At 71.9% G+C, this 22,590-nt stretch carries 24 protein-coding genes; 6 read left to right on the top strand and 18 right to left on the bottom strand.

The window, feature by feature from the left end:
• The first annotated feature begins 64 nt into the window (after window positions 1–64).
• Window positions 65–877 (top strand): Bax inhibitor-1/YccA family protein, encoded by an 813-nt coding sequence (locus ASC54_RS04365; protein ID WP_055857101.1) that lies wholly within the window; start codon window positions 65–67, stop codon window positions 875–877.
• Between the two features lie 73 nt (window positions 878–950).
• Here ASC54_RS04365 and ASC54_RS04360 read toward each other — a convergent pair whose 3' ends face one another.
• The 6 genes from ASC54_RS04360 to guaB all read right to left on the bottom strand — a co-directional run bounded on the left by ASC54_RS04360 (window position 951) and on the right by guaB (window position 7,457).
• Window positions 951–1,802 carry an SGNH/GDSL hydrolase family protein gene (locus ASC54_RS04360; protein ID WP_082514837.1) on the bottom strand — a complete coding sequence of 284 codons (852 nt, stop codon included), beginning with the start codon at window positions 1,800–1,802 and terminating at the stop codon, window positions 951–953.
• Between the two features lie 199 nt (window positions 1,803–2,001).
• Window positions 2,002–3,576 carry a glutamine-hydrolyzing GMP synthase gene (guaA, locus tag ASC54_RS04355; protein ID WP_055896895.1) on the bottom strand — a complete coding sequence of 525 codons (1,575 nt, stop codon included), beginning with the start codon at window positions 3,574–3,576 and terminating at the stop codon, window positions 2,002–2,004.
• Entirely contained in the window at window positions 3,573–4,025 is a 453-nt protein-coding gene (locus ASC54_RS04350) for a DUF3817 domain-containing protein (RefSeq protein WP_055896892.1), read from the bottom strand. The genes guaA and ASC54_RS04350 overlap by 4 nt, the downstream gene beginning before the upstream one ends.
• 9 nt (window positions 4,026–4,034) lie before the next feature.
• On the bottom strand, window positions 4,035–4,787 hold the full coding sequence (locus tag ASC54_RS04345) for an SURF1 family protein (protein ID WP_055896889.1): 753 nt from the start codon (window positions 4,785–4,787) through the stop codon (window positions 4,035–4,037).
• Window positions 4,788–4,793: 6 nt separating this feature from the next.
• Window positions 4,794–5,915 (bottom strand): GuaB3 family IMP dehydrogenase-related protein, encoded by a 1,122-nt coding sequence (locus tag ASC54_RS04340; RefSeq protein ID WP_055857115.1) that lies wholly within the window; start codon window positions 5,913–5,915, stop codon window positions 4,794–4,796.
• Window positions 5,916–5,954: 39 nt separating this feature from the next.
• Window positions 5,955–7,457 (bottom strand): IMP dehydrogenase, encoded by a 1,503-nt coding sequence (gene guaB / locus ASC54_RS04335; RefSeq protein ID WP_055857118.1) that lies wholly within the window; start codon window positions 7,455–7,457, stop codon window positions 5,955–5,957.
• Window positions 7,458–7,812: 355 nt separating this feature from the next.
• On the opposite strand from guaB, the gene ASC54_RS04330 reads away from it, so the two are divergent.
• From ASC54_RS04330 to ASC54_RS04315, 4 genes are read left to right on the top strand one after another with little or no spacing between them, the layout of a single operon-like run.
• Complete coding sequence (locus tag ASC54_RS04330) at window positions 7,813–9,039, top strand: branched-chain amino acid ABC transporter permease (RefSeq protein WP_055857121.1); 1,227 nt, start codon at window positions 7,813–7,815, stop codon at window positions 9,037–9,039.
• 12 nt (window positions 9,040–9,051) lie between these two features.
• Window positions 9,052–10,032, top strand: coding sequence for a branched-chain amino acid ABC transporter permease (locus ASC54_RS04325; protein WP_055859183.1), 981 nt, complete (start codon window positions 9,052–9,054; stop codon window positions 10,030–10,032).
• Window positions 10,022–10,951: an ABC transporter ATP-binding protein gene (locus ASC54_RS04320; RefSeq protein WP_055857124.1), complete on the top strand. Its 930-nt coding sequence runs from the start codon at window positions 10,022–10,024 to the stop codon at window positions 10,949–10,951. The genes ASC54_RS04325 and ASC54_RS04320 overlap by 11 nt, the downstream gene beginning before the upstream one ends.
• Complete coding sequence (locus tag ASC54_RS04315) at window positions 10,929–11,708, top strand: ABC transporter ATP-binding protein (RefSeq protein ID WP_055859186.1); 780 nt, start codon at window positions 10,929–10,931, stop codon at window positions 11,706–11,708. Before ASC54_RS04320 ends, ASC54_RS04315 begins: the two co-directional genes overlap by 23 nt.
• 286 nt (window positions 11,709–11,994) lie before the next feature.
• On the opposite strand, the gene ASC54_RS04310 is transcribed toward ASC54_RS04315, so the two are convergent.
• The 4 genes from ASC54_RS04310 to groES form a co-directional block, all read right to left on the bottom strand.
• Window positions 11,995–13,257 (bottom strand): ABC transporter substrate-binding protein, encoded by a 1,263-nt coding sequence (locus ASC54_RS04310; protein WP_055857127.1) that lies wholly within the window; start codon window positions 13,255–13,257, stop codon window positions 11,995–11,997.
• A 264-nt stretch (window positions 13,258–13,521) separates the two neighbouring features.
• On the bottom strand, window positions 13,522–14,820 hold the full coding sequence (locus ASC54_RS04305; protein ID WP_055896886.1) for an ABC transporter substrate-binding protein: 1,299 nt from the start codon (window positions 14,818–14,820) through the stop codon (window positions 13,522–13,524).
• 35 nt (window positions 14,821–14,855) lie between these two features.
• Window positions 14,856–15,782 (bottom strand): EamA family transporter RarD, encoded by a 927-nt coding sequence (gene rarD, locus ASC54_RS04300; protein WP_055857131.1) that lies wholly within the window; start codon window positions 15,780–15,782, stop codon window positions 14,856–14,858.
• Window positions 15,783–15,872: 90 nt separating this feature from the next.
• Window positions 15,873–16,169 (bottom strand): co-chaperone GroES, encoded by a 297-nt coding sequence (gene groES, locus ASC54_RS04295; protein ID WP_055857134.1) that lies wholly within the window; start codon window positions 16,167–16,169, stop codon window positions 15,873–15,875.
• A 142-nt stretch (window positions 16,170–16,311) separates the two neighbouring features.
• Here groES and ASC54_RS04290 point away from each other — a divergent pair, with 142 nt between their 5' ends.
• Window positions 16,312–17,490, top strand: coding sequence for a class I SAM-dependent methyltransferase (locus ASC54_RS04290; RefSeq protein ID WP_055896883.1), 1,179 nt, complete (start codon window positions 16,312–16,314; stop codon window positions 17,488–17,490).
• Window positions 17,491–17,498: 8 nt separating this feature from the next.
• Here the strand turns inward: ASC54_RS04290 and ASC54_RS04285 are convergent, their stop codons facing one another.
• The 8 genes from ASC54_RS04285 to ASC54_RS04250 all read right to left on the bottom strand — a co-directional run bounded on the left by ASC54_RS04285 (window position 17,499) and on the right by ASC54_RS04250 (window position 22,588).
• Window positions 17,499–17,864: a DUF4190 domain-containing protein gene (locus ASC54_RS04285; protein WP_055857140.1), complete on the bottom strand. Its 366-nt coding sequence runs from the start codon at window positions 17,862–17,864 to the stop codon at window positions 17,499–17,501.
• An 86-nt stretch (window positions 17,865–17,950) separates the two neighbouring features.
• Window positions 17,951–18,328, bottom strand: coding sequence for a DUF4190 domain-containing protein (locus ASC54_RS04280; protein ID WP_055857143.1), 378 nt, complete (start codon window positions 18,326–18,328; stop codon window positions 17,951–17,953).
• A gap of 114 nt (window positions 18,329–18,442) precedes the next feature.
• The gene (gene tsaD / locus ASC54_RS04275) at window positions 18,443–19,507 is read right to left on the bottom strand and encodes a tRNA (adenosine(37)-N6)-threonylcarbamoyltransferase complex transferase subunit TsaD (protein WP_082514836.1); all 1,065 of its coding nucleotides are present in this window, start codon (window positions 19,505–19,507) and stop codon (window positions 18,443–18,445) included.
• The gene (rimI, locus tag ASC54_RS04270) at window positions 19,504–20,001 is read right to left on the bottom strand and encodes a ribosomal protein S18-alanine N-acetyltransferase (RefSeq protein WP_055896877.1); all 498 of its coding nucleotides are present in this window, start codon (window positions 19,999–20,001) and stop codon (window positions 19,504–19,506) included. Before rimI ends, tsaD begins: the two co-directional genes overlap by 4 nt.
• Complete coding sequence (gene tsaB, locus ASC54_RS04265; RefSeq protein ID WP_055896873.1) at window positions 20,001–20,615, bottom strand: tRNA (adenosine(37)-N6)-threonylcarbamoyltransferase complex dimerization subunit type 1 TsaB; 615 nt, start codon at window positions 20,613–20,615, stop codon at window positions 20,001–20,003. The genes rimI and tsaB overlap by 1 nt, the downstream gene beginning before the upstream one ends.
• Window positions 20,599–21,135, bottom strand: a complete 537-nt coding sequence (tsaE, locus tag ASC54_RS04260) for a tRNA (adenosine(37)-N6)-threonylcarbamoyltransferase complex ATPase subunit type 1 TsaE (protein WP_369813315.1) — start codon at window positions 21,133–21,135, stop codon at window positions 20,599–20,601. The genes tsaB and tsaE overlap by 17 nt, the downstream gene beginning before the upstream one ends.
• Window positions 21,132–22,238: an alanine racemase gene (alr, locus tag ASC54_RS04255; protein WP_055896870.1), complete on the bottom strand. Its 1,107-nt coding sequence runs from the start codon at window positions 22,236–22,238 to the stop codon at window positions 21,132–21,134. The genes tsaE and alr overlap by 4 nt, the downstream gene beginning before the upstream one ends.
• On the bottom strand, window positions 22,235–22,588 hold the full coding sequence (locus tag ASC54_RS04250; protein ID WP_055857159.1) for a holo-ACP synthase: 354 nt from the start codon (window positions 22,586–22,588) through the stop codon (window positions 22,235–22,237). Before ASC54_RS04250 ends, alr begins: the two co-directional genes overlap by 4 nt.
• Window positions 22,589–22,590 lie beyond the last annotated feature (2 nt).

Below are 22,590 nucleotides of genomic sequence, written 5' to 3'. Positions count from 1 at the left end.
CTCTACACTGGGGGCAGTGCCGACCGGGGAGCCTCCCCGCGGCCGACACGTCGAAGAGGAACCCATGGCAACGTCCAATCCCGCTTTCTCGAACTCCCCCGCCTTCACGCAGAGCGCATCGAAGGCCGTCCAGTTCTCGCAGACGCCGAGCGCCGAGCAGCTCGACGAGCTCTACGGCCGGCCCGCCGCCACGGCGGAGCAGACCGACCGCATGACGTACGAGAACACGATCCAGAAGATCGTCGGCTCGTTCGCCGTCCTCCTGGCGGGTGCCGCGGTCGGCTGGTTCGTGCCGCTGCTCGCGATCCCGGCCGCGATCGCCGCGTTCGTCATCTCGCTCATCCTGATCTTCAAGAAGAAGCCCAGCGCGCCTCTCACCCTCGCCTACGCCGCCCTCGAGGGAATCTTCGTCGGCGGCATCTCGGCGATCTTCGAGTCGCAGCTCGACGGCATCGTCGGTCAGGCCGTGATCGGCACCATGGTCGTCGTGGGAGTCGTGCTCGTCCTCTTCCGGAGCGGCAAGATCCGCGCGTCGAAGAGGGCGACGAAGGTCTTCCTGGTCGCGATGATCGGATACGGGGTCTTCTCCCTCATCAACCTCGGCCTCATGGTCTTCGGCGGGACGGACGGCGACTTCGGTCTCCGCAGCGCGCCGAGCCCGCTCTTCGGAATCCCGTGGGGCGTGCTGATCGGCATCTTCGTCATCCTGCTCGCGTCGTACTCGCTCGTGCTCGACTTCGACTCGATCCAGCAGGGCGTCCGCCGCGGCGCCCCCGCCGCCTTCGGCTGGACCGCCGCGTTCGGCATCATGGTCACGGTCGTCTGGCTCTACGTCGAGATCCTGCGCCTCCTCGCGATCCTGCGCGGCGGCGAGTAGCCGCACCTCTTGCACGAACGGGCCGCCCCTCGGGGCGGCCCGTTCTGCGTTCCGGGTGGGTGGAGGCGGGTGCTCAGCGCCCGCGGATCGTGGCGACCTCCCGCACCGCAGCAGCGTAGGCGGCGTTGCCGGCGGCGTTCGGGTGGAGACTCTCGACGGGCGGGCCGAAGGCGATCCACGGGTCCGACGAGCCGATGCCGTGGGCGGCGAACCGCGCGGTGACGTCGACGAGCGAGACGCGCGACTGGCCGCTCGCGACCACGGCGCCCGCGATCACTTGGTTGAGGGCGTCGGTCGCGCCGTTCACCGTGGCCGCCGTCACCGGGTCGGGGAACCCCGGGTCGAACAGTCGCGGATACGTCAGCACGTGGATGCGCGCGCGGGGGAACGCGGCCGCGACGGCGGCGTACGTTCCGGCCAGCCTCGTGCCGACGTCCGGCAGGTTCTCCAGCGCGGTGCCGAACGCGGCCTGGCACGCGAGCGACTGGGCGTCCTGCCCGCACGCCGCGACGATCGCCGCGACGCCCGCGTCGATGCCGCCCACCGTGATCGTGACGAGCGAGGCCTGGGCCGCGACCCTCGGGTCGACCGACGCGATCTGACCGGGGATGCTTCCCGTGCTGGCCGCCGAGCATGCGGCATTGATCGTCCTGTCCCGATAGCTGCTCGTGCTCGCGAGGATCGCCGGGTAGCTCTCGGTCGCGCTCCGGAGGCACGGATCATCGAGCGAGGGCGAGGCGCCCTGCCCGGCGGTGAACGAGTCGCCGAGCGCGACGTACGAGCCTCCGACCGAGTTGCCGACGGAGGCGCCGGGCGCCGCGGAGGTGGGGGCGATCCCTGCGGCGACCACGAGGCCGAGCGTGAGGATCGAGACGGCGCTGAGCCGTGACAGGAAGCGCATTCGGGTGTGCGGGGTTCGTGTCATGGTGGGACGGTACGCCTGCCCCGAGCGCGCGCACAGTAGACCGGGCGGTTCGTGCACGTGCTCGCGTTATCCGCGGGTGCGACCTCGCCCTGCCGCTCGACCCACTGCGTTCATGCCGCGCTCACGCAAGGCTCTGCCGGCGGGGGCGCTGGCAGGAGTAGTTGCACTGGAAGGCCTGCCGGCCTTCCAGAACGTGCAACTACTCCCATTCGATCGTGCCCGGGGGCTTCGAGGTGACGTCGAGCACGACGCGGTTGACGTCGGGCACCTCGTTGGTGATGCGGTTCGAGATGCGCGCCAGCACGTCGTAGGGCAGGCGCGTCCAGTCGGCCGTCATGGCGTCTTCCGACGACACGGGGCGCAGCACGATCGGATGCCCGTACGTGCGTCCGTCGCCCTGCACGCCGACCGAGCGCACGTCGGCGAGCAGCACGACCGGGCACTGCCAGATCTCGCCGTCGAGGCCGGCCGCCGTGAGCTCCTCGCGCGCGATCGCGTCGGCCTGGCGGAGGATCTCCAGGCGCTCCTCGGTGACCGCGCCGATGATGCGGATCCCGAGGCCCGGGCCGGGGAACGGCTGACGGGACACGATCGCCTCGGGCAGCCCGAGCTCGCGGCCGATCGAGCGCACCTCGTCCTTGAAGAGGGTGCGTAGCGGCTCGACGAGCTCGAACTCCAGGTCCTCCGGGAGACCGCCGACGTTGTGGTGGCTCTTGATGTTCGCCGTGCCCGTGCCGCCGCCCGACTCGACGACGTCGGGGTAGAGGGTGCCCTGCACGAGGAACCTCACGGCCTCGCCCTCGCCCTGCGCCTCGAGCACGAGCGCCTCGGCCGCGCTCTCGAAGGTGCGGATGAACTCGCGCCCGATGATCTTGCGCTTCGTCTCGGGGTCGGTGACGCCCGCGAGGGCGTCCATGAACTGCTGCCGCGCATCCACCGTCACCAGGCGGATGCCCGTCGCCGCGACGTAGTCCTCCTCGACCTGGCGGCGCTCGTCGGCGCGCAGCAGGCCATGGTCGACGAACACGCACACGAGCTGGTCGCCGACCGCCTCGTGCACGATGGCCGCGGCGACCGCGCTGTCGACGCCGCCCGACAGTCCGCAGATGACCCGGGCATCCCCCACCTGCTCGCGGATGCGCTCGACCTGCTCGGCGATGACGCTGCCGCTGTTCCAGTCGGGGGCGATGCCGGCGGCGCGGTGCAGGAAGTTCTCGAGCACGCGCTGGCCGAACTCCGAGTGCTTGACCTCGGGGTGCCACTGCACGCCGTACATCTTCCGCTCGTCGCTCGCGAAGGCGGCGACGGGGGTGTCGGGGGTCGAGGCGAGCACCTGGAAGCCCTCGGGGGCCTTCGCGACCGAGTCGCCGTGGCTCATCCAGGTCGTCTGGGTCTCGGGCTGCTCGGTGAGGAGCGCGCCGCCGTCGCCGAGGATGGTCGTCGTCGTCGCGCCGTACTCGCGGCGGCCGGTCCTCGCGACCTCGCCGCCGAGCTGCTGCGCCATCACCTGGAACCCGTAGCAGATGCCCATCACCGGCACGCCGAGCTGCAGGATTCCCGGGTCGAGGGTCGGCGAGCCGGGCTCGTAGACGCTCGACGGGCCGCCGCTCAGGACGATGCCGACGGGGTTCTTCGCCGCGACCTCCTCGGCCGTGATGGTGTGGGGCACGATCTCGCTGTACACGCTCGCCTCGCGCACGCGGCGCGCGATCAGCTGCGCGTACTGAGCGCCGAAGTCGACGACGAGAACGGGGCGGTGGACGGTCTCGCTCACGCGGCGGCCTCCTGGGTCGTGGGGTGCTGGTCGAGCTCGGCGACGATCGCCTCGACCTCGCCCGGCACCCGCCGCTCGAAGAAGAAGGAGAGGAAGGGGACGATGCCGCCCATGGCGATCCAGAGGAAGCGCAGGAACGCGTTCGAGCGCGCCCCCTGGTAGGCGACGCGCCACAGGACGAAGTCGCAGGCGAGGTACACGACGTAGAGCCAGCCGTGCACGGTGAGGAGCACGATCGAGAGGTTCACGCCCGTCAGCTGATCCTTCGGCGTGAGGGCGAGGAACCCGTCGGGGCCCATCAGCTCGATGTCGCGACCGAAGCCGTAGCGCGTGACCATCATCACGACCAGGCCGAGGAGGAAGACGCCCGTGACGATCGACGAGACCTTGAACACGGCGAGCGTGCGCCGGATGAGAGGGATGTCAGAGGGCTGAGGGCCGAGCGCCATGCCTCAAGTCTAGGCGGGCTCGCTGGAGGCTTCGGCCGCCGCCTCGACCTCGGCGAGCGCCGCCTGCTCCTTCTCGAACTCGTCCCTCACCAGGCGCCACCAGAGGTACACCGCGAAGCCGCCGAAGAGCGCCCACTCGATCGCGTAGAAGAGGTTGAGCAGGTTGAGCTCGACGTCGGCCTCGGGCGGCGGGGCGGCGATCTCGGCGAGCCCCGGCGGAGCATCCGCCACCGCGAGATAGCCCGAGTAGACGAGGTCGACGTCGCGCCACAGGTTGATGAGCTCGGCCACCGCGATCGCGCGCCGCTCGCCGGCCTCGAAGTCGGACTGCTGCGGCGACTCGCTCGGCACGTAGCGGCCGACGAGGCTCGCCTCGCCGAGAGGCAGGTCGGGGATGCCCGCTCCGGGAGCGACGTACCCCACGACGACCGCGAGGCTCGCCCCATCGCTCGTCTCGAGGTGGCGGACGACCCAGTCGCCGGGCTCTCCCCCGCTCTCGCGACCCGTCACGACGACCTCGTCGCCCTCGACCCAGGTGCCCTCGACCGTCACGGTGCGGCCGCTCGCGTCGGAGGTCATGACCTCCTGCGGCTCGGCGATGCTCGCCAGCGGCACCGGCGTCTCGGTGTCGCGCTCGACGACCGTCGCCGCGTCGATCGAGCGCTCGAGCTGCCACTGGCCGAGGGCCGCGAAGGCCGCGGCGACGCCGAGCGCGAGGAGGAGCGCCGCGATCCACCTGGGGCGGCGAGCGATGCGCCACACGGTCGGCTAGTGCCCCTGGTAGGGCGCGACGACGACGTCGACCCGCTGGAACTCCTTGAGGTCGGAGTAGCCGGTCGTCGCCATCGAGCGCCGGAGCGCACCCATGAGGTTGACCCGGCCGTCGGCGTGCGAGCTCGGCCCGAACAGCAGCTGCTCGAGCGGCGCGAGCTGGCCGACGTGCACGCGGTTGCCGCGCGGGAGCTCGGGGTGGTGCGCCTCGGCGCCCCAGTGCCAGCCGCCGCCGGGCGCCTCGGCGGCGCGCGCGAGGGTCGAGCCGAGCATGACCGCGTCGGCGCCCATCGCGACCGCCTTCACGATGTCGCCGCTCGTGCCGAGGCCACCGTCGGCGATGACGTGCACGTACCGCCCGCCCGACTCGTCGAGGTAGTCGCGTCGGGCGGCGGCGACGTCGCTCACCGCGGTCGCCATCGGGGCGTGGATGCCCAGGCTCAGGCGCGTCGTCGACGCGGCCCCGCCGCCGAAGCCGACGAGCACCCCGGCCGCACCCGTGCGCATGAGGTGCAACGCGGCGGTGTAGGTGGCGGCGCCGCCCACGATGACGGGCACGTCGAGCTCGTAGATGAACTTCTTGAGGTTGAGGGGCTCGCTCGAGTTGGACACGTGCTCGGCGCTCACGGTCGTGCCGCGGATGACGAAGAGGTCGACGCCGGCGTCGACGACGGCCGCGTGATGCTCCTGCGTGCGCTGGGGGCTGAGCGCAGCGGCCACGGGCACCCCGGCCGCGCGGATCTCGGCGAGGCGCGCGCTGATGAGCTCGGGCTTGATCGGCTCGGCGTAGATGCGCTGCATCTCCGCGGTCGCCTCGTCGCCGTCGAGCTCGCGGATCCGGGCGAGCTGCGCCGGGGCATCCTCGTATCTGGTCCACAGCCCCTCGAGGTCGAGGACTCCGAGGCCGCCGAGCCGCCCGATCGCGATCGCCGTCTCCGGGCTCACGACCGAGTCCATCGGCGCCGCGATGACCGGGATGTCGAACTTGAGGGCGTCGATGCTCCACGCGAGCGACACGACCTCGGGGTCGCGCGTGCGCCGACTGGGCACCACCGCGATGTCGTCGAAGGAGTAGGCCCTCCGGGCGCGCTTGGCCCGCCCGATCTCGATGTCCGTCACGCTCCCAGCCTACCGGCGCGCCGCCGAGCGGCCGAGCGGCTACCGGCGGTAGTTGGGCGCTTCGACGACCATCTGGATGTCGTGGGGGTGCGACTCCTTGAGGCCGGCGGCCGTGATGCGCACGAACTTGCCGCGCACCTTGAGGTCGTCGATCGTGCGCGCGCCGGTGTAGAACATCGACTGCCGCAGGCCGCCGAGCAGCTGGTACACGACCGAGCCGACGGGGCCCCGGTAGGGCACCTGACCCTCGATCCCCTCGGCGATGAGCTGCTCGTCGCTCGGCACGTCGGCCTGGAAGTACCGGTCGCGCGAGTACGACGTCTTCTTGCCGCGCGTCTGCAGTGCGCCGAGCGAGCCCATGCCGCGGTACGACTTGAACTGCTTGCCGTTCACGAAGATGAGGTCGCCCGGGCTCTCGTCGGTGCCCGCGAGCAGCGAGCCGAGCATGACGGTGTCGGCGCCGGCGACGAGCGCCTTCGCGATGTCGCCCGAGTACTGCAGGCCGCCGTCGGCGATGACCGGCACGCCCGCGGCGCGCGCGGCGAGCGACGCCTCGTACACCGCGGTGACCTGGGGCACGCCGACGCCCGCGACGACGCGCGTGGTGCAGATCGATCCGGGACCGACGCCCACCTTGACGGCGTCGGCACCGGCATCCACGAGGGCCTGGGCCCCCGATCGCGTCGCGACGTTGCCGCCGATGACGTCGATGTGGGCGAAGGCGGGGTCGGCCTTGAGGCGCGCGATGATCTCGAGCACGCCGCGGCTGTCGCCGTTCGCGGTGTCGACGACGATGACGTCGACACCGGCGTCGCGCAGGCTGCCCGCGCGGTCCCACGCGTCGCCGAAGAAGCCGATCGCCGCGCCCACTCGGAGGCGACCCTCCTCGTCCTTCGTGGCGTTCGGGTACTGCTCGCTCTTGTCGAAGTCCTTCACGGTGATGAGGCCGTGCAGACGGCCCTCGTCGTCGACGAGAGGGAGCTTCTCGATCTTGTGCTGGGCGAAGAGCGCGAGCACCTCGCCCTGCGAGATGCCGACGGGCCCGGTGATGAGCGGCGCCGGGGTCATGACGTCGCGGACGAGCGTCGTCGCGGCCTCGAACGGCGAGACGAAGCGCATGTCGCGGTTGGTGATGATGCCGACGAGGCGACCGTCGCCCTCGACCACGGGCAGACCCGACACGCGGAACTGGCCGCACAGGGCATCCACTTCGGCGACCGTCGCATCGGGCGTCGTCGTGACCGGATTCGAGATCATGCCCGACTCGGAGCGCTTGACCTTGTCGACCTGCTCGGCCTGCTCGTCGATCGAGAGATTGCGGTGCAGGATGCCCATCCCGCCCTGGCGCGCCATCGCGATCGCCATGCGGCCCTCGGTCACGGTGTCCATCGCGGCCGAGAGCAGCGGGGCGTGGACGCGGATGCGGCGCGAGAGCCGCGAGCTCGTGTCGGCCTCGGAGGGGATGACGTCGGTGTGCGCCGGGAGGAGCATCACGTCGTCGTAGGTGAGTCCGATGAAGCCGAACGGGTCGGGCTGGTCCATGAGTCCCCTTGGTCGAGAGAGAGGTCGAGAGCGCGGCCGTGAGCGAGTTCGCGAGCCGGAGGTCCCCGGATGCCGCATCGAATGCCGGTGCTTCATCTTAACGAGTTAGGCCCGTGAGTATTCCGCGGTCATAATGGGGGACGGTCGGGAGGCTGGGCGCGGAAACACGCGTGCAACATCCCGTCCGTATCGTCACCGTGGACGAACTCGGGCTACCCGCCCGCGGGGCAGAGCGCCTCACCCGAAACGACCTGGAGGTTTCGTGGCTCACGCTGCTAGCAGACCACGCGCGCGAAAGGCCCCGCGGTTCCTCGCCGGCCTCTTCGCCGCCGGATTGGCCGCACTCTCGCTCTCGATGGCGTCACCCGCCGTCGCCGACGAGGTCGGCCTCGACGACTACGACTTCCGCATCTTCGGCATCGTCGAGCTGGCCGACGAGCCGCTGGAGGATGTCCGGCTCGTCATCACCGGCAGCGGGTTCGAGGTGGAGGTCGAGACGGACGCGGAGGGCCGCTGGGCGGTCGGAGTCCCGGACAAAGCGGACTACAACGTCACCCTCGACGAGGAGAGCCTGCCCGAGGGCATCGCCGTCATCGATGAGGAGGACGAGACCCCGAACGTCCGCGAGGTGAACGTCGGCCAGAGCGGCAGCACCGTCGCCAACTTCTTCATCGGGCAGGGCGAGCGCAACACGACCAGCTACCTCGACCAGGTGGTCGACCGCATCTTCAACGGCCTGAACTTCGGCCTGCTCCTCGCGCTCGCGGCCATCGGGCTCTCGCTGATCTTCGGCACCACGGGGCTGAGCAACTTCGCCCACGCCGAGCTCATCACCTTCGGCGGCCTGATGACGCTGCTCTTCAGCGTCTTCCTCGACGTGCCGATCTGGCTCGCCATCCCGATCGCGGTCGTGCTGAGCGGCGCCTTCGGCTGGCTCAACGACGCCGCCCTCTGGAAGCCGCTGCGCAAGAGGGGCGTGGGCCTGATCCCGCTCATGATCGTGAGCATCGGCCTCTCGCTCGCCGTCCGCTACGTCTACCAGTACTTCATCGGCGGCGGCACCTCGCAGCTTCCCGGCGCGACCGACACCTCCGGGTCGATCGGCCTCTTCGGCCTCACCTGGGTCGACGTGGGCAGCATGGCGCTGTCGATCGTCGTCCTGCTCGGCGTCGCGTTCTTCCTCCTGCGGACGCGGATCGGCAAGGCCACCCGCGCGGTCTCCGACAATCCGGCCCTCGCGGCCGCGAGCGGCATCGACGTCGACCGAGTGATCCGCATCGTCTGGGTCATGTCGGGCGCTCTCGCCGGCCTCTCGGGCATCCTGTGGGCGTACTTCCGGCCGGGCGTGAGCTGGGACATGGGCTTCCAGATCCTGCTCCTGACCTTCGCCGCGGTCACGCTCGGCGGTCTCGGCACGGCGTTCGGCGCCCTCGTCGGCTCGCTCGTGGTCGGCATGTTCGTCGAGATCTCGACGCTGTGGATCCCGTCCGACATGAAGTACGTCGGCGCCCTCGTCATCCTCATCATCGTCCTGCTCATCCGGCCCCAGGGAATCCTCGGCCGCAAAGAGCGGATCGGCTAGGAGCGCATCATGATCGACTGGCTTCTCCTCTTCTCCAACGCCGCGCAGGAGATCATCTCTCCCACGACGGCCGCCTACGCGCTCGCGGCTCTCGGCCTCGCGATCCACTTCGGGTTCACGGGCCTGCTCAACTTCGGTCAGGCCGGCTTCATGGCCCTCGGCGCGTACGGGTATGCGATCGCGACCCTGACGTTCGGCTTGCCGGTGTGGGGCGCGGTCCTCTTCGGCATCGTCGCCTCGATCGTGTTCGCGCTGATACTCGGCGTGCCGACGCTGCGGCTGCGCGCCGACTATCTCGCGATCGTGACCATCGCGGCCGCCGAGATCCTCCGCCTGCTCTTCACGACCAACACGTTCGAGCCCGTCACGGGCTCGGCGAACGGCCTCCAGGGCTACAAGGGCGGCTTCGAGGATCTGAACCCCATCCCGGAGGGCACGTACGGCTTCGGCCCGTGGGTCTACAACGAGTACGACTGGTGGGTCCGCATCTTCGGCTGGGGTCTCGTCGTCATCGCCGCGCTCATCACGTGGCGCCTCATGAAGAGCCCCTGGGGCCGCGTGATCAAGGGCATCCGCGAAGACGAGGATGCCGTGCGCGCGCTCGGCAAGAACGTCTACTTCTATAAGATGCAGTCGCTCGTCATCGGCGGCGTGTTCGGCTCCCTGGCAGGCATGATCTTCATCCTTCCGCGCGCCGTGGTGCCCTCGAACTACCAGACGTCCTTGACGTTCTTCATCTACGCGATCCTGCTGCTCGGCGGGGCCGCGACGGTGCTCGGGCCCATCGTCGGATCCGTCATCTTCTGGGTGCTCCTGTCGTTCTTCTCGGGCTTCATCGCCCGCGCCGTCGAGGCGGGCTGGCTGCCGTTCATGTCGAGCGTCCAGGCAGGTCAGCTTCGATTCATCCTCGTAGGAATCGCGATCATGGTCATCGTCATCTATCGACCACAGGGCATCCTCGGCAACAAGAAGGAGCTGGCCTTTGTCAAGTAGCGCCGGCGCCAACGGCGCCCCCGTCAAGTCCACCGGCCTGCACGTCGGGGAGCCCGCTCCCGGCGTCAAGAAGGTCGACCCGATCATCGTCGCCGACGGCATCAAGCGTCAGTTCGGCGGTCTCACGGCGGTCGACGTCGACCACCTGGAGATCCCGCGCGGCGCCATCACGGCGCTCATCGGGCCCAACGGCGCCGGCAAGACCACGCTGTTCAACCTGCTCACCGGGTTCGACAAGCCGAACGAGGGCACCTGGACCTTCGACGGGCAGTCGATCTCGGGCGTGCCCGCCTTCCGGGTCGCCCGCAAGGGGCAGGTGCGCACCTTCCAGCTCACGAAGGCCCTCGGCCTCCTCACGGTGCTCGACAACATGAAGCTCGGGGCGAAGGGGCAGTCGGGCGAGAGCCTCGCCCGCGCGATCTTCCCGTGGTTCTGGCGCAAGGAGGAGGAGGCGATCGAGGCACGAGCCCTCGACCTGCTCGCCCGCTTCAAGCTCGACGCGAAGAAGGACGACTACGCCGCGAGCCTCTCCGGCGGCCAGCGCAAGCTGCTCGAGATGGCGCGCGCGCTGATGAGCGAGCCGACCCTCGTCATGCTCGACGAGCCGATGGCCGGTGTGAACCCCGCGCTCACGCAGTCGCTGCTCGACCACATCCTCAACCTCAAGAAGGAGGGCATGACCGTGCTCTTCGTCGAGCACGACATGCACATGGTGCGGCACATCGCCGACTGGGTCGTCGTGATGGCGGAGGGCCGCGTCGTCGCCGAGGGCGACCCTCACGAGGTCATGGCGAACCCCGCCGTGATCGACGCCTACCTGGGCTCGCACCACGACCAGGACCTCGGCGACCCCGACACCGGCGTGGTGACCGCGATCAAGGAGCTGGCAGATGACGATGCCGACGAGTCCAAGCACTGAGGCCGGCGCGTCCGGATCGCCCGCGGCGGAGACCCGCGACGTCGTCGTCCACGTCGACACCGTGACGGCGGGCTACCTGCCCGGCATCAACATCCTCAACGCGTGCTCGCTGACCGCGCGCGCGGGCGAGCTCATCGGCATCATCGGCCCCAACGGCGCCGGCAAGTCGACGCTGCTCAAGGCGATCTTCGGCCTCGTGAAGGTGCGCGAGGGGAAGATCACGCTCTACGGCGAGGACATCACGAACCTGAAGGCGAACAAGCTCGTCGCCAAGGGCGTGGGGTTCGTGCCGCAGACGAACAACGTCTTCCCGACGCTGACGATCCGCGAGAACCTCGAGATGGGGATGTTCCTGAAGCCCAAGGAGTTCGAGCACCGCCTCGACTTCGTCACGGGCATCTTCCCCGAGCTCGGCAAGCGCCTCCCGCAGCGCGCCGGCTCGCTCTCGGGCGGTGAGCGGCAGATGGTCGCGATGAGCCGCGCGCTCATGATGAGCCCCGAGGTGATCCTGCTCGACGAGCCGAGCGCCGGCCTGTCGCCCGTGCGCCAGGACGAGGCGTTCATCCGCGTCCGCGAGATCAACAAGGCGGGCGTGACGACGATCATGGTCGAGCAGAACGCGCGCCGATGCCTGCAGATCTGCGATCGCGGCTACGTGCTCGACCAGGGCACGGACGCCTACGAGGGCACGGGTCGCGACCTGCTCAACGACCCCAAGGTCATCGGGCTCTACCTCGGCACCCTCGGCCAGGAGTAGCCCCGCAGCACCGCTGATCGGCCCCGAGCGCACCGCGCTCGGGGCCGATCAGCGTCTCTCCGAGCCCTGTCACGACCAAATGAAGGGAGCCGCGGGTCTCCGCGCGGCGTGTCGTGCCGACACGCCGCTGCAGCGAACCGCGCTCCCTTCATTTGGGTCGACAGGTCGTGAGTGGCGTACGGGCCCCGCCCGGCTCGGCGGCGGTGGCTGCGCAACGGGCATCCGGACGCACGGGAAAGGGCCCCGGCGCGATGCCGGGGCCCTTTCTCTGCCGCTCTCGCGAGAGCTAGTTGATGCGGGTGTAGGTGTTGTCCGCGCCGTACTGGTAGACGCCGATGGTGGCCTCGGTCGGGTCGCCGTTCTCATCGAACGTGATCGGACCGGACGCGCCGTCGAAGTCGACCGTGCCGCCGTCGAGGATGATCTGCGCGGCCGACGCGAAGTCGGTCGCCTGCTCGCCATCGCCGGAGCCGCCCGAGACCTCCTGGAGGTACGACGCGATGTCGGCCCCCTCGGTCGAGTTCGCCGCGAGAGCGGCGAGCGCGATCAGGATGACGGCGTCGTACGACTCCGCCGCGTAGGAGAAGTCGTCGAGATCGGGGTTGACCTCGAGCAGACGGTCGCGGAAGTCGTCCTCGATGGCCGGGCCGGGGAGGGTGCCCTTGGCGCCCTCGATGAGGCCCGCCTCGAAGTCGGCGCTGTAGTCGGCGAGGTTTCCGTCGACGAAGTACAGCGAGTCACCGGGGTAGCCGGTGCCGACGAGGGCGGGGACGACGACCTTGGCCTGGTCGAAGGTGATGACCGCGATCGCGTCGGGCGCGGCGGCCGTCAGCGAGGAGATCTGAGCGTCGAAGCTCGTGTCGCCCTCGTTGAACAGCTCCTCCGCGACGACCTCGCCGCCGGCGGCCTCGAACGACTCCTTGACCGCGGCCGCGAGGCCGGTGCCGTAGGCGTCGTTGAGGACGAGGAGGCCGAGGGTCGACTTGCCATCACCGGCGATGACGTTGCCGAGGACCTCGCCCTGCAGCAGGTCGGAGGGGGCGGTGCGCCAGTAGAGCCCGTCGTCCTCGTAGGTGGTGAAGTCGGGCGAGGTGTTCGCCGGCGAGAAGTGCACGACGCCGGCGCCCGTGATCTGGTCGATGACCGTGAACGAGACGCCCGACGAGGCGGCGCCGACGATCGCCGAGACGTCCTGCGAGAGGAGGTCGGTGACCGAGACGGTCGCGGTGTCGGTCGTGGTGTCGCCGGAGTCGCGGTGGACGACCTCGACCTGGATGCCGAGGTCGGCCTCGTTGATCTCCTGAGCAGCGAGGTCGACGCCCGCGATCTCGGGCGGGCCGAGGAAGGCGAGGGTGCCGGACTGGGGAAGGATCGTGCCGATCGTGAGAGTGAGGTCCTCGCGGGGGCCCTGCGACTCCTCGGGCTCCTCCGCGGCGGGCGCAGCGCAGCCGCTCAGGATGAGCGCGCTGGCGCCGAGCAGCGAGAGGCCGCCGAGCGTCGCTGAGAGGGACCGCGAGCGGCCGGCCGAGGCCGTGGTGAATACGCCCATGTTGCTCCTTGCGTAGTTCGAATGTGTTCAGGAAGACGACAGCGCGCATGCGCCATCGCCGTCCTGCCACGGTAGGTGACGGAGCGGGCGCGCACAATACATTGGGGTTACAGCCCTGTAACGCCCCGAAACGAATTCACGGCGGATGCTCGACGGCGGTTTTCGCAGTGGTCGCGCTTTCCGGCGACGGATTCCGCAGGTCCGACCCGCCGGGTCGTGCGGCGCACCGCCGTTGCTCGGGCGCAGCGGCGGGGGCCGCGCGGCTCAGCCCCCGAGCACCCCGTCGCGCTCCGGAGAGCCCGCCGCGGAGTATCGGAAAAGCGGGAGGAGTGCATCCACCACATCGCCCGCGTCGTCGATCGTCAGGGGGCCGCTGATGCCGTCGTAGTCGGGCTCGCGGTCCTGCGCGATGACGTCGAGGCAGGCGCCGATGCTCGTGCACGGAACCCCGCCGGCCGCGGCCGCGCGCAGCGAGCCGGCGATCGAGGGCCCGCCGTCGTCGCCCGCGAGCTCCGCGGCGAGCGCCGCGAGCATGACCGCGTCGTACACCTCGGCGGCGAGGGCGAACGAGGGGATGCCCGGGTCGGACTGCCGCAGGATCGTGCGGAAGCGCTCGCTCGCGTCGGCGCCCGCGCGCACGCCGTGCGCCCCCTCGAGCGCTCCGGGCTCGACGACCGTCGTGTAGTCGACGAGGCTGTCGCCGAGGAGCCACAGGCCGTCGGCATCGAGCCCCGCATCGACGAGCGCCTCCAGCACTGCCGCGGTCGGGGGCGCGAGGTCGGCGCTCGTGGCGACGATGACGGCGTCGGCGGTCCGCGGCGCGGGCTCCTCGCCGTCGCCCGCCTCCGGCTCGAGCAGCGCGCGCGCGAGGGCCGGGGCGCGGGTGGACGCCGTGAGGGGCTCGGGCACGACGACGTCGACGTCGACGCCCTCGAGCGCGGTGCGGAGCGCCTCGGCGAGCGCGCTGCCCTCGTCACCCTCGGCGGTGAGCAGCGCGATCGACTCGGCACCGCCGGCGGCGAGCGCCCGACCGACGGCCGCGACCTGCGCGGTGAGCGGGGGCGCGATGCGGAAGAGCACGTCGGCGGGGTCGGCCGCTCCGACGGCCGCGCCGCCGGAGCCGGGGACGAGCATCGTGACGCCGGCCTCCGCCGCGAGCGGGGCGAGCCGCAGCACGAGGCCGGGATCGGAGGGACCGATGACGACGTCGATGCCGCGCTCGACGAGGGCGGCGAGGGACGCCTCGGCCGTCGACGTCGCGGGGTCGCCGACGTCGCGGTGGACGACCTCGACGGCGGCGCCGAGGATGCCGCCCGCGGCGGCGATGTCGCGCGCGGCGATCTCGACGGCGGCGACCTGGACGGGGCCGCGCGAGGCCGAGGGGCCGGTGAGCGGCGCGAGGGTGCCGATGCGCAGGACGCCGTCGCCGCTCGGCGGGATCGGCGTGGGTGTTGCGGTTCCGGGCGCGGGGGTGGGGACGGCGACCGGCGCGGCCGGAGTGCACCCCGCCAGCGCCCCGAGCGCGATCACGACGACGAGGGCGGTCGCGGCACGACGGCGCATGGGGATCCTTCCGGGGTGCAGGGCTCGGCGGAACCCTACCCGGCCGCGACCTCCGGCAGGCGCACCGCCCCGGTGCGCCGCCGGTGCCCGACGGCGTCGACCGTCAGGACGACGAGGGCCAGCCAGACGAGACCGAATCCGACCCACCGCTCGAACGGCATCGGCTCGCCCATGACGGCGACGCCGAAGGCGAACTGCAGCAGCGGGGCGAGGTACTGGATGAAGCCCATGACGGTGAGCGGCAGCCGTCGGGCGGCCGCGGCGAAGAGCAGCAGCGGCACCGCGGTCACGACTCCGGCGAGCCCGAGCAGCACGGCGTGGCCGAGACCCTCGCGCCCCATCGTGAGATCGCCCGCGCTCGTGATCGCGACGAGCACGATGAGGGCGATCGGCGTGAGCCAGGCCGTCTCGAGCGTGAGCCCGGCGACGGCGGTCACGCGGGGACCCATGCGGTTCTTCAGCAGGCCGTAGACACCGAACGACGCAGCGAGCGTGAGCGCGACCCACGGCGGCTGCCCGTAGCCGATGGCGAGCACGAGCACGGCGACGATGCTGATGCCGACCGCGGCCCACTGCCAGGGCCGCAGCCGCTCGCGCAGCACGAGCACGCCGAGGGCGACGGTGACGATCGGGTTGATGAAGTAGCCGAGGGCGGCCTCGACGATGAAGCCGTTGGTCGAGGCGTAGACGTAGACCGTCCAGTTGACGGCGATGAGGATGCCGGCCAGGAGGCTCAGCACCATGATCCGCCGGTCGCGCAGCATGGCCGCGAACGGCCGGAACGCCCGCGTGAGCGCGAGCAGCGCCACGCAGAAGACGAGGGACAGCACGACCCGCCAGGCGACGATCTCGACGGCACCGCTCGGGGTCAGGAGCAGGAAGTAGGCGGGCAGGAAGCCCCAGAGGCCGTAGGCACCGACCGCGAGCGGCAACCCGCTGCGGGACGAGCGAGAGTCGGGCACCGGGTCAGTGTACGCCCGGGCAGCGGCCCGTTCGGACGCGAACGGCCCCCGCCCGCCGAGGCGAGTGGGGGCCGGAGCGCAGCGTCGCGACTAGCGGACGATGACCGCGAGGATGTCGCGGGCCGAGAGGACCAGGTACTCCTGGCCGTCGTACTTGACCTCGGTGCCGCCGTACTTCGAGTAGATGACCTTGTCGCCGACCGCGACGTCGAGCGGGACGCGGTTGCCGTTGTCGTCGATGCGGCCGGGGCCGACCGCCACGACCTCGCCCTCCTGGGGCTTCTCCTTGGCGGTGTCGGGGATCACGAGACCCGAAGCGGTGGTCTGCTCCGCCTCGACCTGCTTGATGACGATGCGATCTTCGAGCGGCTTGATGGAGACCGACACGGTTGACCTCTTCTTTCCTAAGACGTTGAGGGGATTGGCACACTCGCCCTGCGAGTGCCAGGAACCACTGTACCCAAGCCGTTAGCACTCATGCAATCCGAGTGCCAGCGCTCGCCGCGGGAGGGCGTGGGAGGATCGGACGATGGACGCGTCCGAGGTGCGGGAGCTGCTGACGGCGGAGGCGCTCGAGCTGCTCACGAGCCTGGCGCCGAGCGACTCGGCCACCGATGCCGTGGCTCTCGTCAGCCGACTGCGGTCGGCCGGGCATCCACCCGCTCGCGTCGCCGCCGTCCTGACGCAGTACCGACTGCGCAGGCGGGCCGTCGCGAAGTTCGGCCCGTTCGCCGAGCGGATGCTCTTCACCGAGTCCGGGCTCGAGCAGGCCTCCCGGCTCGGAGTGGCCGCGCAGCACGCCGGCCGGTTCGCCGCCGCCGGGCTCGCGCGCGTCGCCGACCTCGGCTGCGGCATCGGCGGCGACGCGATGGCCCTCGCGGCCCTCGACCTCGAGGTGCTCGCCGTCGAGCGCGACGAGCCGACCGCGGCGATCGCCGCCTACAACCTCGCCCCGTGGGAGAGCGCGACCGTCGAGCTCGGCGACGCGGAGGCCGTCGACGTCAGCCGTGCCGACGCCGTGTGGCTCGACCCCGCACGACGCACGGGCGCCCGACGGCTGTCCTCCCCCGACGACTGGTCGCCCTCGCTCGACGCCGCCCTCGCGATCTCGCAGCGGCGGCCCGGCGGCATCAAGCTCGCGCCCGGCATGGATCGCGCGCTCATCCCCGAGACGCACGAGGCGCAGTGGGTGAGCGACGGCGGCGAGGTCGTGGAGGTCGTGCTGTGGAGCGGCGCGCTCGCGCGGCCGGGCGTCCGGCGGGCGGCGCTCGTGCTCGGCCCGAAGGGGGCCGCGGAGCTCGTGGCGGCCGAGGATGCGCCCGACGTCGAGGCCGGCCCCCTCGGGGAGTACGTGTACGAGCCCGACGGGGCGGTCATCCGCGCCCGCCTCATCGGCGACCTGGCCCGCTCGCTCGAGGGGCGGATGCTCGACGGCACGATCGCGTGGGTGACCGCCGATCGGCTCGCCCCGACGCCGTTCGCACGGGCGTTCCGCGTGCTCGAGCGGTGGCCGCTCGACGCGAAGCGGATCGCGAAGGCGCTCCGGGAGCGCGGCATCGGCACGATCGAGATCAAGAAGCGCGGCGTCGACATCGACCCGGCCGTCTTCCGGAAGCAGCTGAAGCCGCAGGGGCCGAACGCGGCGACGCTCGTGCTCACGCGGGTCGCGGGCGAGCGCGTCGCGCTGCTCGTCGAGCGCGTCGACTGAGCGGCGCCCTACCCGCCGATGGTGGAGAGGCTCGCGAACAGCCCGACCGCGAAGAGCGGGACGAGCACCGAGGCGAGCAGGATGACGCCCCAGATCACCGAGATGCCGAGCCCCGCATAGCCGCAGGCGAGCCCCGCGATCGCCATCGAGCGCCCGGTCGGCTCGCGCCGCAGGCCCAGGTGGCTGAGGATCACGCCGACGAGCGCGAACACGAGGCCCACGGCGGCGAACGAGGCGAGCAGCCCGACGATGCCGAACACGAGACCGAGCACGCTGAGCGTCTGCGCGCTCGCGGCGGCGGGCGGGTGCGGCGCGAGGGCCGGGAGCTCGGCGGTCGACCCGGGCTCGGCGTCGGGCTCGGTCGGTGCGGGCATGGGTCTCCTCGGGGGCTGGGCCTGCTCCAGCGTACGCACGACGGCCCGCCGGCGCTGAGCGCGGGCGGGCCGTGGTGCGACGCGGATCAGTAGGTCGTGTAGCTGTTGACGCCCGCGACCGCGAAGAGGCCGATCCACAGCACGGCGAGCAGGATCCCGCCGACGATGCCGAGGTAGCCGACGACGAGGCCCGCGATCGCGAGGCCGCGCCCGTTCTCGCCGGTCTTCTTGATCTGGTTCATGGCGATGTGGCCGCAGATCACGCCGGGGATCGAGATCCAGAGGATGGACAGGACGAGCGACACGATCGCGAGGACGTTGGTCTTCTGCGCCGGGGCGGCCGCGTAGGGCGTCGACGAGGCGTAGGGGTTCTGGCTCGCGTAGGGATTGGGCTGCGCGGGCTGGGCGGACTCGGCCGGCTGCGCGGGGTAGTCGGGCGAGGGAGGCGGCGGGGCGTCGGTCATCGGGGTCTCCTGGTGGGGTGGAAGGACGACGGTGCAGTCCGCCGGCGGCGCAGGGCGCGCGCATCCGCCACTGTGCCAGGGGGCTGAGGAGGTGTCAACGAACCACGCGCGACCTCACGCCTGGACGACGGTCACCGGGAGGGTCGAGTCGGCTCCGACGCCGAGGTCGGAGGGGCCGTGACCGGCCATGATGCGCTGGGCGGCGATCGCGGCGATCATCGCCCCGTTGTCGGTGCAGAGCGACAGGGGCGGGATGCGTAGGCTCACGCCCGCGGCGGCCGCGCGCTCCGCGGCGAGGGTGCGGACCCGCGCGTTGGCGACGACTCCCCCGCCGAGCAGCAGCCGCGGCACGCCGAGATCGACGCAGGCGGCGATCGCCTTGGCGGTGAGCACATCGGCGACCGCCTCGCGGAAGCTCGCCGCGACATCCGCCACCGGGACGGGCTGGCCCGCGTCGCGCAGCCTCTCGACGTGGCGGGCGACGGCCGTCTTGAGGCCGGAGAAGGAGAAGTCGTAGCGGTGCGCGACGAGATCCTTCGGCAGCGTGAGGCCGCGCGGGAAGCGGACCGCGGTCGGGTCGCCGTCGACGGCGGCGCGGTCGATCTGCGGCCCGCCCGGGTACGGCAGGCCGAGCAGCCGCGCGACCTTGTCGAAGGCCTCGCCCGCGGCGTCGTCGATCGTCTCGCCGAGCAGCTCGACGTCGTCGGTGAGGCTGCGCACGAGCAGCAGGCTCGTGTGCCCTCCGGAGACGAGCAGCGCGATCGTCGGCAGCTCGAGCTCGCCGCGATCGTCGGCGCCCGGGGCGTGGAGGATGTCGGCGCCGACGTGACCGACGAGGTGGTTGACGGCGTAGAGCGGTTTCCCGAGCGCGAGCGCGAGCGCCTTCGCCGCCCCGACGCCCACCATGAGCGCTCCGCTGAGGCCGGGGCCGCTCGTGACGGCGACGGCGTCGAGGTCGGTGAGCGCGATGCCGGCCCGCTCGACGGCGGCGAGCAGCGTCGCCTCGAGCGCCTCGAGGTGGGCGCGCGCCGCGATCTCGGGCACGACGCCGCCGAAACGGGCGTGCTCGTCCATCGAGCTCGCGATGACGTTCGCGAGCAGCTCGGTGCCGCGCACGATGCCGACGCCGGTCTCGTCGCAGCTCGTCTCGATGCCGAGGACCAATGGCTGCGCGCTCATCCCTCCCCCTCCCATCGCATGACGATCGCGTCGACGTCGTCGGGCTGGTAGTAGTGGGGCCGCACGCCGATGCGGACGAAGCCGTGCCGGCGGTAGAGCTCCTCGGCGCCCGGGTTGTCGGCGCGCACCTCGAGGAACACCTCGCTCGCCCCGCGCACCTGCGCCGCCCCGAGGAGCTGCTGCATGAGCACCGTGCCGATGCCGAGGCGCCGATGCGTCGGGTCGACCGCGATCGTCTGGATGTCGCCCTGCCCCGCCCCGGCCGGCGCGCTCAGCCCGGCGTAGGCGACGACCTCGTCGCCCGACTCCACGACCACGTACACCGTGTGCGGGCTCGCGAGCTCGGCGGCCATGAGGTCGCGGCTCCACGCGTCGCCGGGGAAGGTCGCGATCTCGAGCGCCATGATCGCGTCGAGATCGGCGAGCTCCGCATCGCGCACGCGGATGGCGGGGGCGCCGCCCCCGCTCCCGGCCGCCCCGCGCGTGCTCGCCATCAGCTCACCCGCTTCGGCGTCGACAGCGTGACGTCGGGGGCGCGCAGGTACAGCGGTTGCGCCTCCGGGAATGCGACCCCGGTCGCGAGGCGCGCGAGGGCGGCGTGCGCCAGCGCGGCGGCGGGGATCTCCTGCGCCTCGAACGGCGTGACGCCCTCGGCGGGCGCGAACGCGGCGCGGGCCACCAGGTGCGCGGACTCGACCTCGGCGGGGAGGGGGAGCTGCGCGGCGAAGACGGTGACGGCGACCTCGCGACGGCGGGCATCCGTGATGACCGCGAAGCGGCCGGCGGCGACGCCGCCCTCGGTCAGCCGCAGTGCGACCGCCTCGTGGCTCGGCACGGCCAGCAGCGGGATGCCGCGGGCGATCGCGACCGCGCGGGCGGCGGCGATGCCGACCCGCAGGCCCGTGAACGGCCCGGGCCCGATGCCGGCGACGACGTGCGTGAGGCGTGCGTCGTCGACCTCCGCGGCGGCGAGCACCTCGGAAAGGAGCGGCCCGATGACCTCGGCGTGACGGCGAGTGTCGGCGCTCGAGCGCTCCGCGATCACGCGGCCGTCGTCGGCGACGATCGCGACCGCCGTGCCCGCGGAGGTGTCAATCGCGAGCAGCATGGACCCAGCCTAGGTCGGCCCAGCGCGCGCCCGTGCCCGCGACCGTGACGGTGCGCGGCTCGACGGGGGCGTCGTCCGGGTCGTCGATCTCGTCGGCGTCCGATGCACCATCGGGCGCGGATGCTCCGCCTCCCGTCGGGCGCTCGATCACGATCGACAGCCACTCGTCGACGAGGTGCTCGACGAGCCCCGCGCCCCACTCGACCACGACGATCGAGCCCGCGAAGTCGATGTCGAGATCGTCGAGCTCGGCCGCGTCGGCGAGCCGGTAGGCGTCGACGTGCACGAGCGGCGCCCCTCCCTCGCGCGGGTGGGTGCGGGCGAGGACGAAGGTCGGGCTCGTGACGGCGCCGCGCACGCCGAGCGCGGCGCCGAGCCCGCGCGTGAAGGTCGTCTTGCCGGCGCCGAGCTCGCCCGTGAGCAGGACGACATCGCCCGCGCGCAGCTCGGCCGCGACGCGCGCGCCGAAGCGCTCCATGGCCTCGGGGTCGGCGATGACGAGGCGCTTCCCTCCGCTCACGCGTGGGCCCTCACGGTGGTGCGCGTGACGCGGCGGCCGAGGCGCGTGACGACCTCGTAGCCGATCGTGCCGGCCGCGTCGGCCCAGTCATCGGCGGTCGGCGCCCCCGACGCGGGATCGCCGAACAGCACCGCGCGATCCCCGACGGCGACGCGGCGGTCGCCGACGTCGACCACGAGCTGGTCCATGGCGATGCGCCCGGCGACCGGGAAGATCTCGTCGCCGATGAGCACGCGGGCCCCGCGCGCGTGTCGCGGCACCCCGTCGGCGTAGCCGAGCGGAACGAGCGCAAGCGTCGAGGCCCCCTGGGTGCGGTGGAGGTAGCCGTACGAGACGCCGCTGCCCGCCGGCACGCGCTTGACGCTCACGACGGTCGCGCTGAGCTCCATCGCGGGCCGCAGGCCGATCGCGCGGTGCTGGGGCGCGGGGGCGACGCCGTAGACCGCGATGCCGGAGCGCACCATGTCGAACCGCGTCTCGGGCAGGTCGATCGCGGCGGCGGAGGCGGCCAGATGACGGATGCCCGGCTCGAGGCCGACCGCGTCGACGGCGTCGAGGAACCGCTCGAAGACCTCGCGCTGCGCACGGTCGTCGTCGGTGCTCGTGTTCGACAGGTGGCTGAAGACGCCGTCGAGCCGGACGTCCCCGGAATCGACGAGCGCGGCGAGCCGCTCGAGGAGCGCGCCCCACTCGGACTCGACGACGCCGTTGCGCGACAGTCCCGTGTCGACCTTCACGTGCACGACAGGGCGGTGGCCGGCGGCGGCGGCGCGCTCGAGCTCGGCGAGCGAGCTCACCCCGAGCGCGATGCCCGCCTCGGTCGCGACGGACAGGTCGGCCGCGGGGTCGTGGAGCCACGCGAGCACCGGAGCGTCGATGCCGGCGCGGCGCAGCTCGAGCGCCTCCGTGACGTCGGCGACGCCCAGGTGATCGGCGCCGGCCTCGAGGGCCGCGCGCGCCGCCGTCACCGCTCCGTGCCCGTAGCCGTCGGCCTTGACGACCGCCATGAGGTGCCGGCTCGGCGCCAGGCGGCGCAGCAGCTCGACGTTGTGCGCGATCGCGTCGATCGCGACGCGGGCCTCGCGGAACGGTCGGTCGCTCACACCGACTCCGCCACGACGAAGGCCGTCGCGATGCCCGCGTCGTGCGACATCGACACGTGGATGCGGCCGATGCCCCGCCGCGCGGCGATCTCGGCCGCCCGCCCGCTAAGGGCGAAATCGGGGTTGCCGTCGGCATCCGTCTCGATCGCCATCTCGACCCAGCGGATGCCGTCGGTCTCGCCGAGGGCCTTCATGAGGGCCTCCTTCGCGGCGAAGCGTCCGGCGAGCGAGCGCAGCGGCAGCGCGCGCTCCGGGTCGGCGAAGAGCCGCTCGCGCAGACCCGGCGTGCGGCCGAGCGCCCGCTCGAAGCGCGCGAGGTCGACGACGTCGACGCCGATGCCCACGATCACGA

This window comes from Yonghaparkia sp. Root332 (genome assembly GCF_001425665.1).
Taxonomy (GTDB): Bacteria; Actinomycetota; Actinomycetes; order Actinomycetales; family Microbacteriaceae; genus Microcella.
The sequence above is the reverse complement of the archived record's forward strand: the minus strand, read 5'-3'. Positions and strand labels throughout refer to the sequence as shown.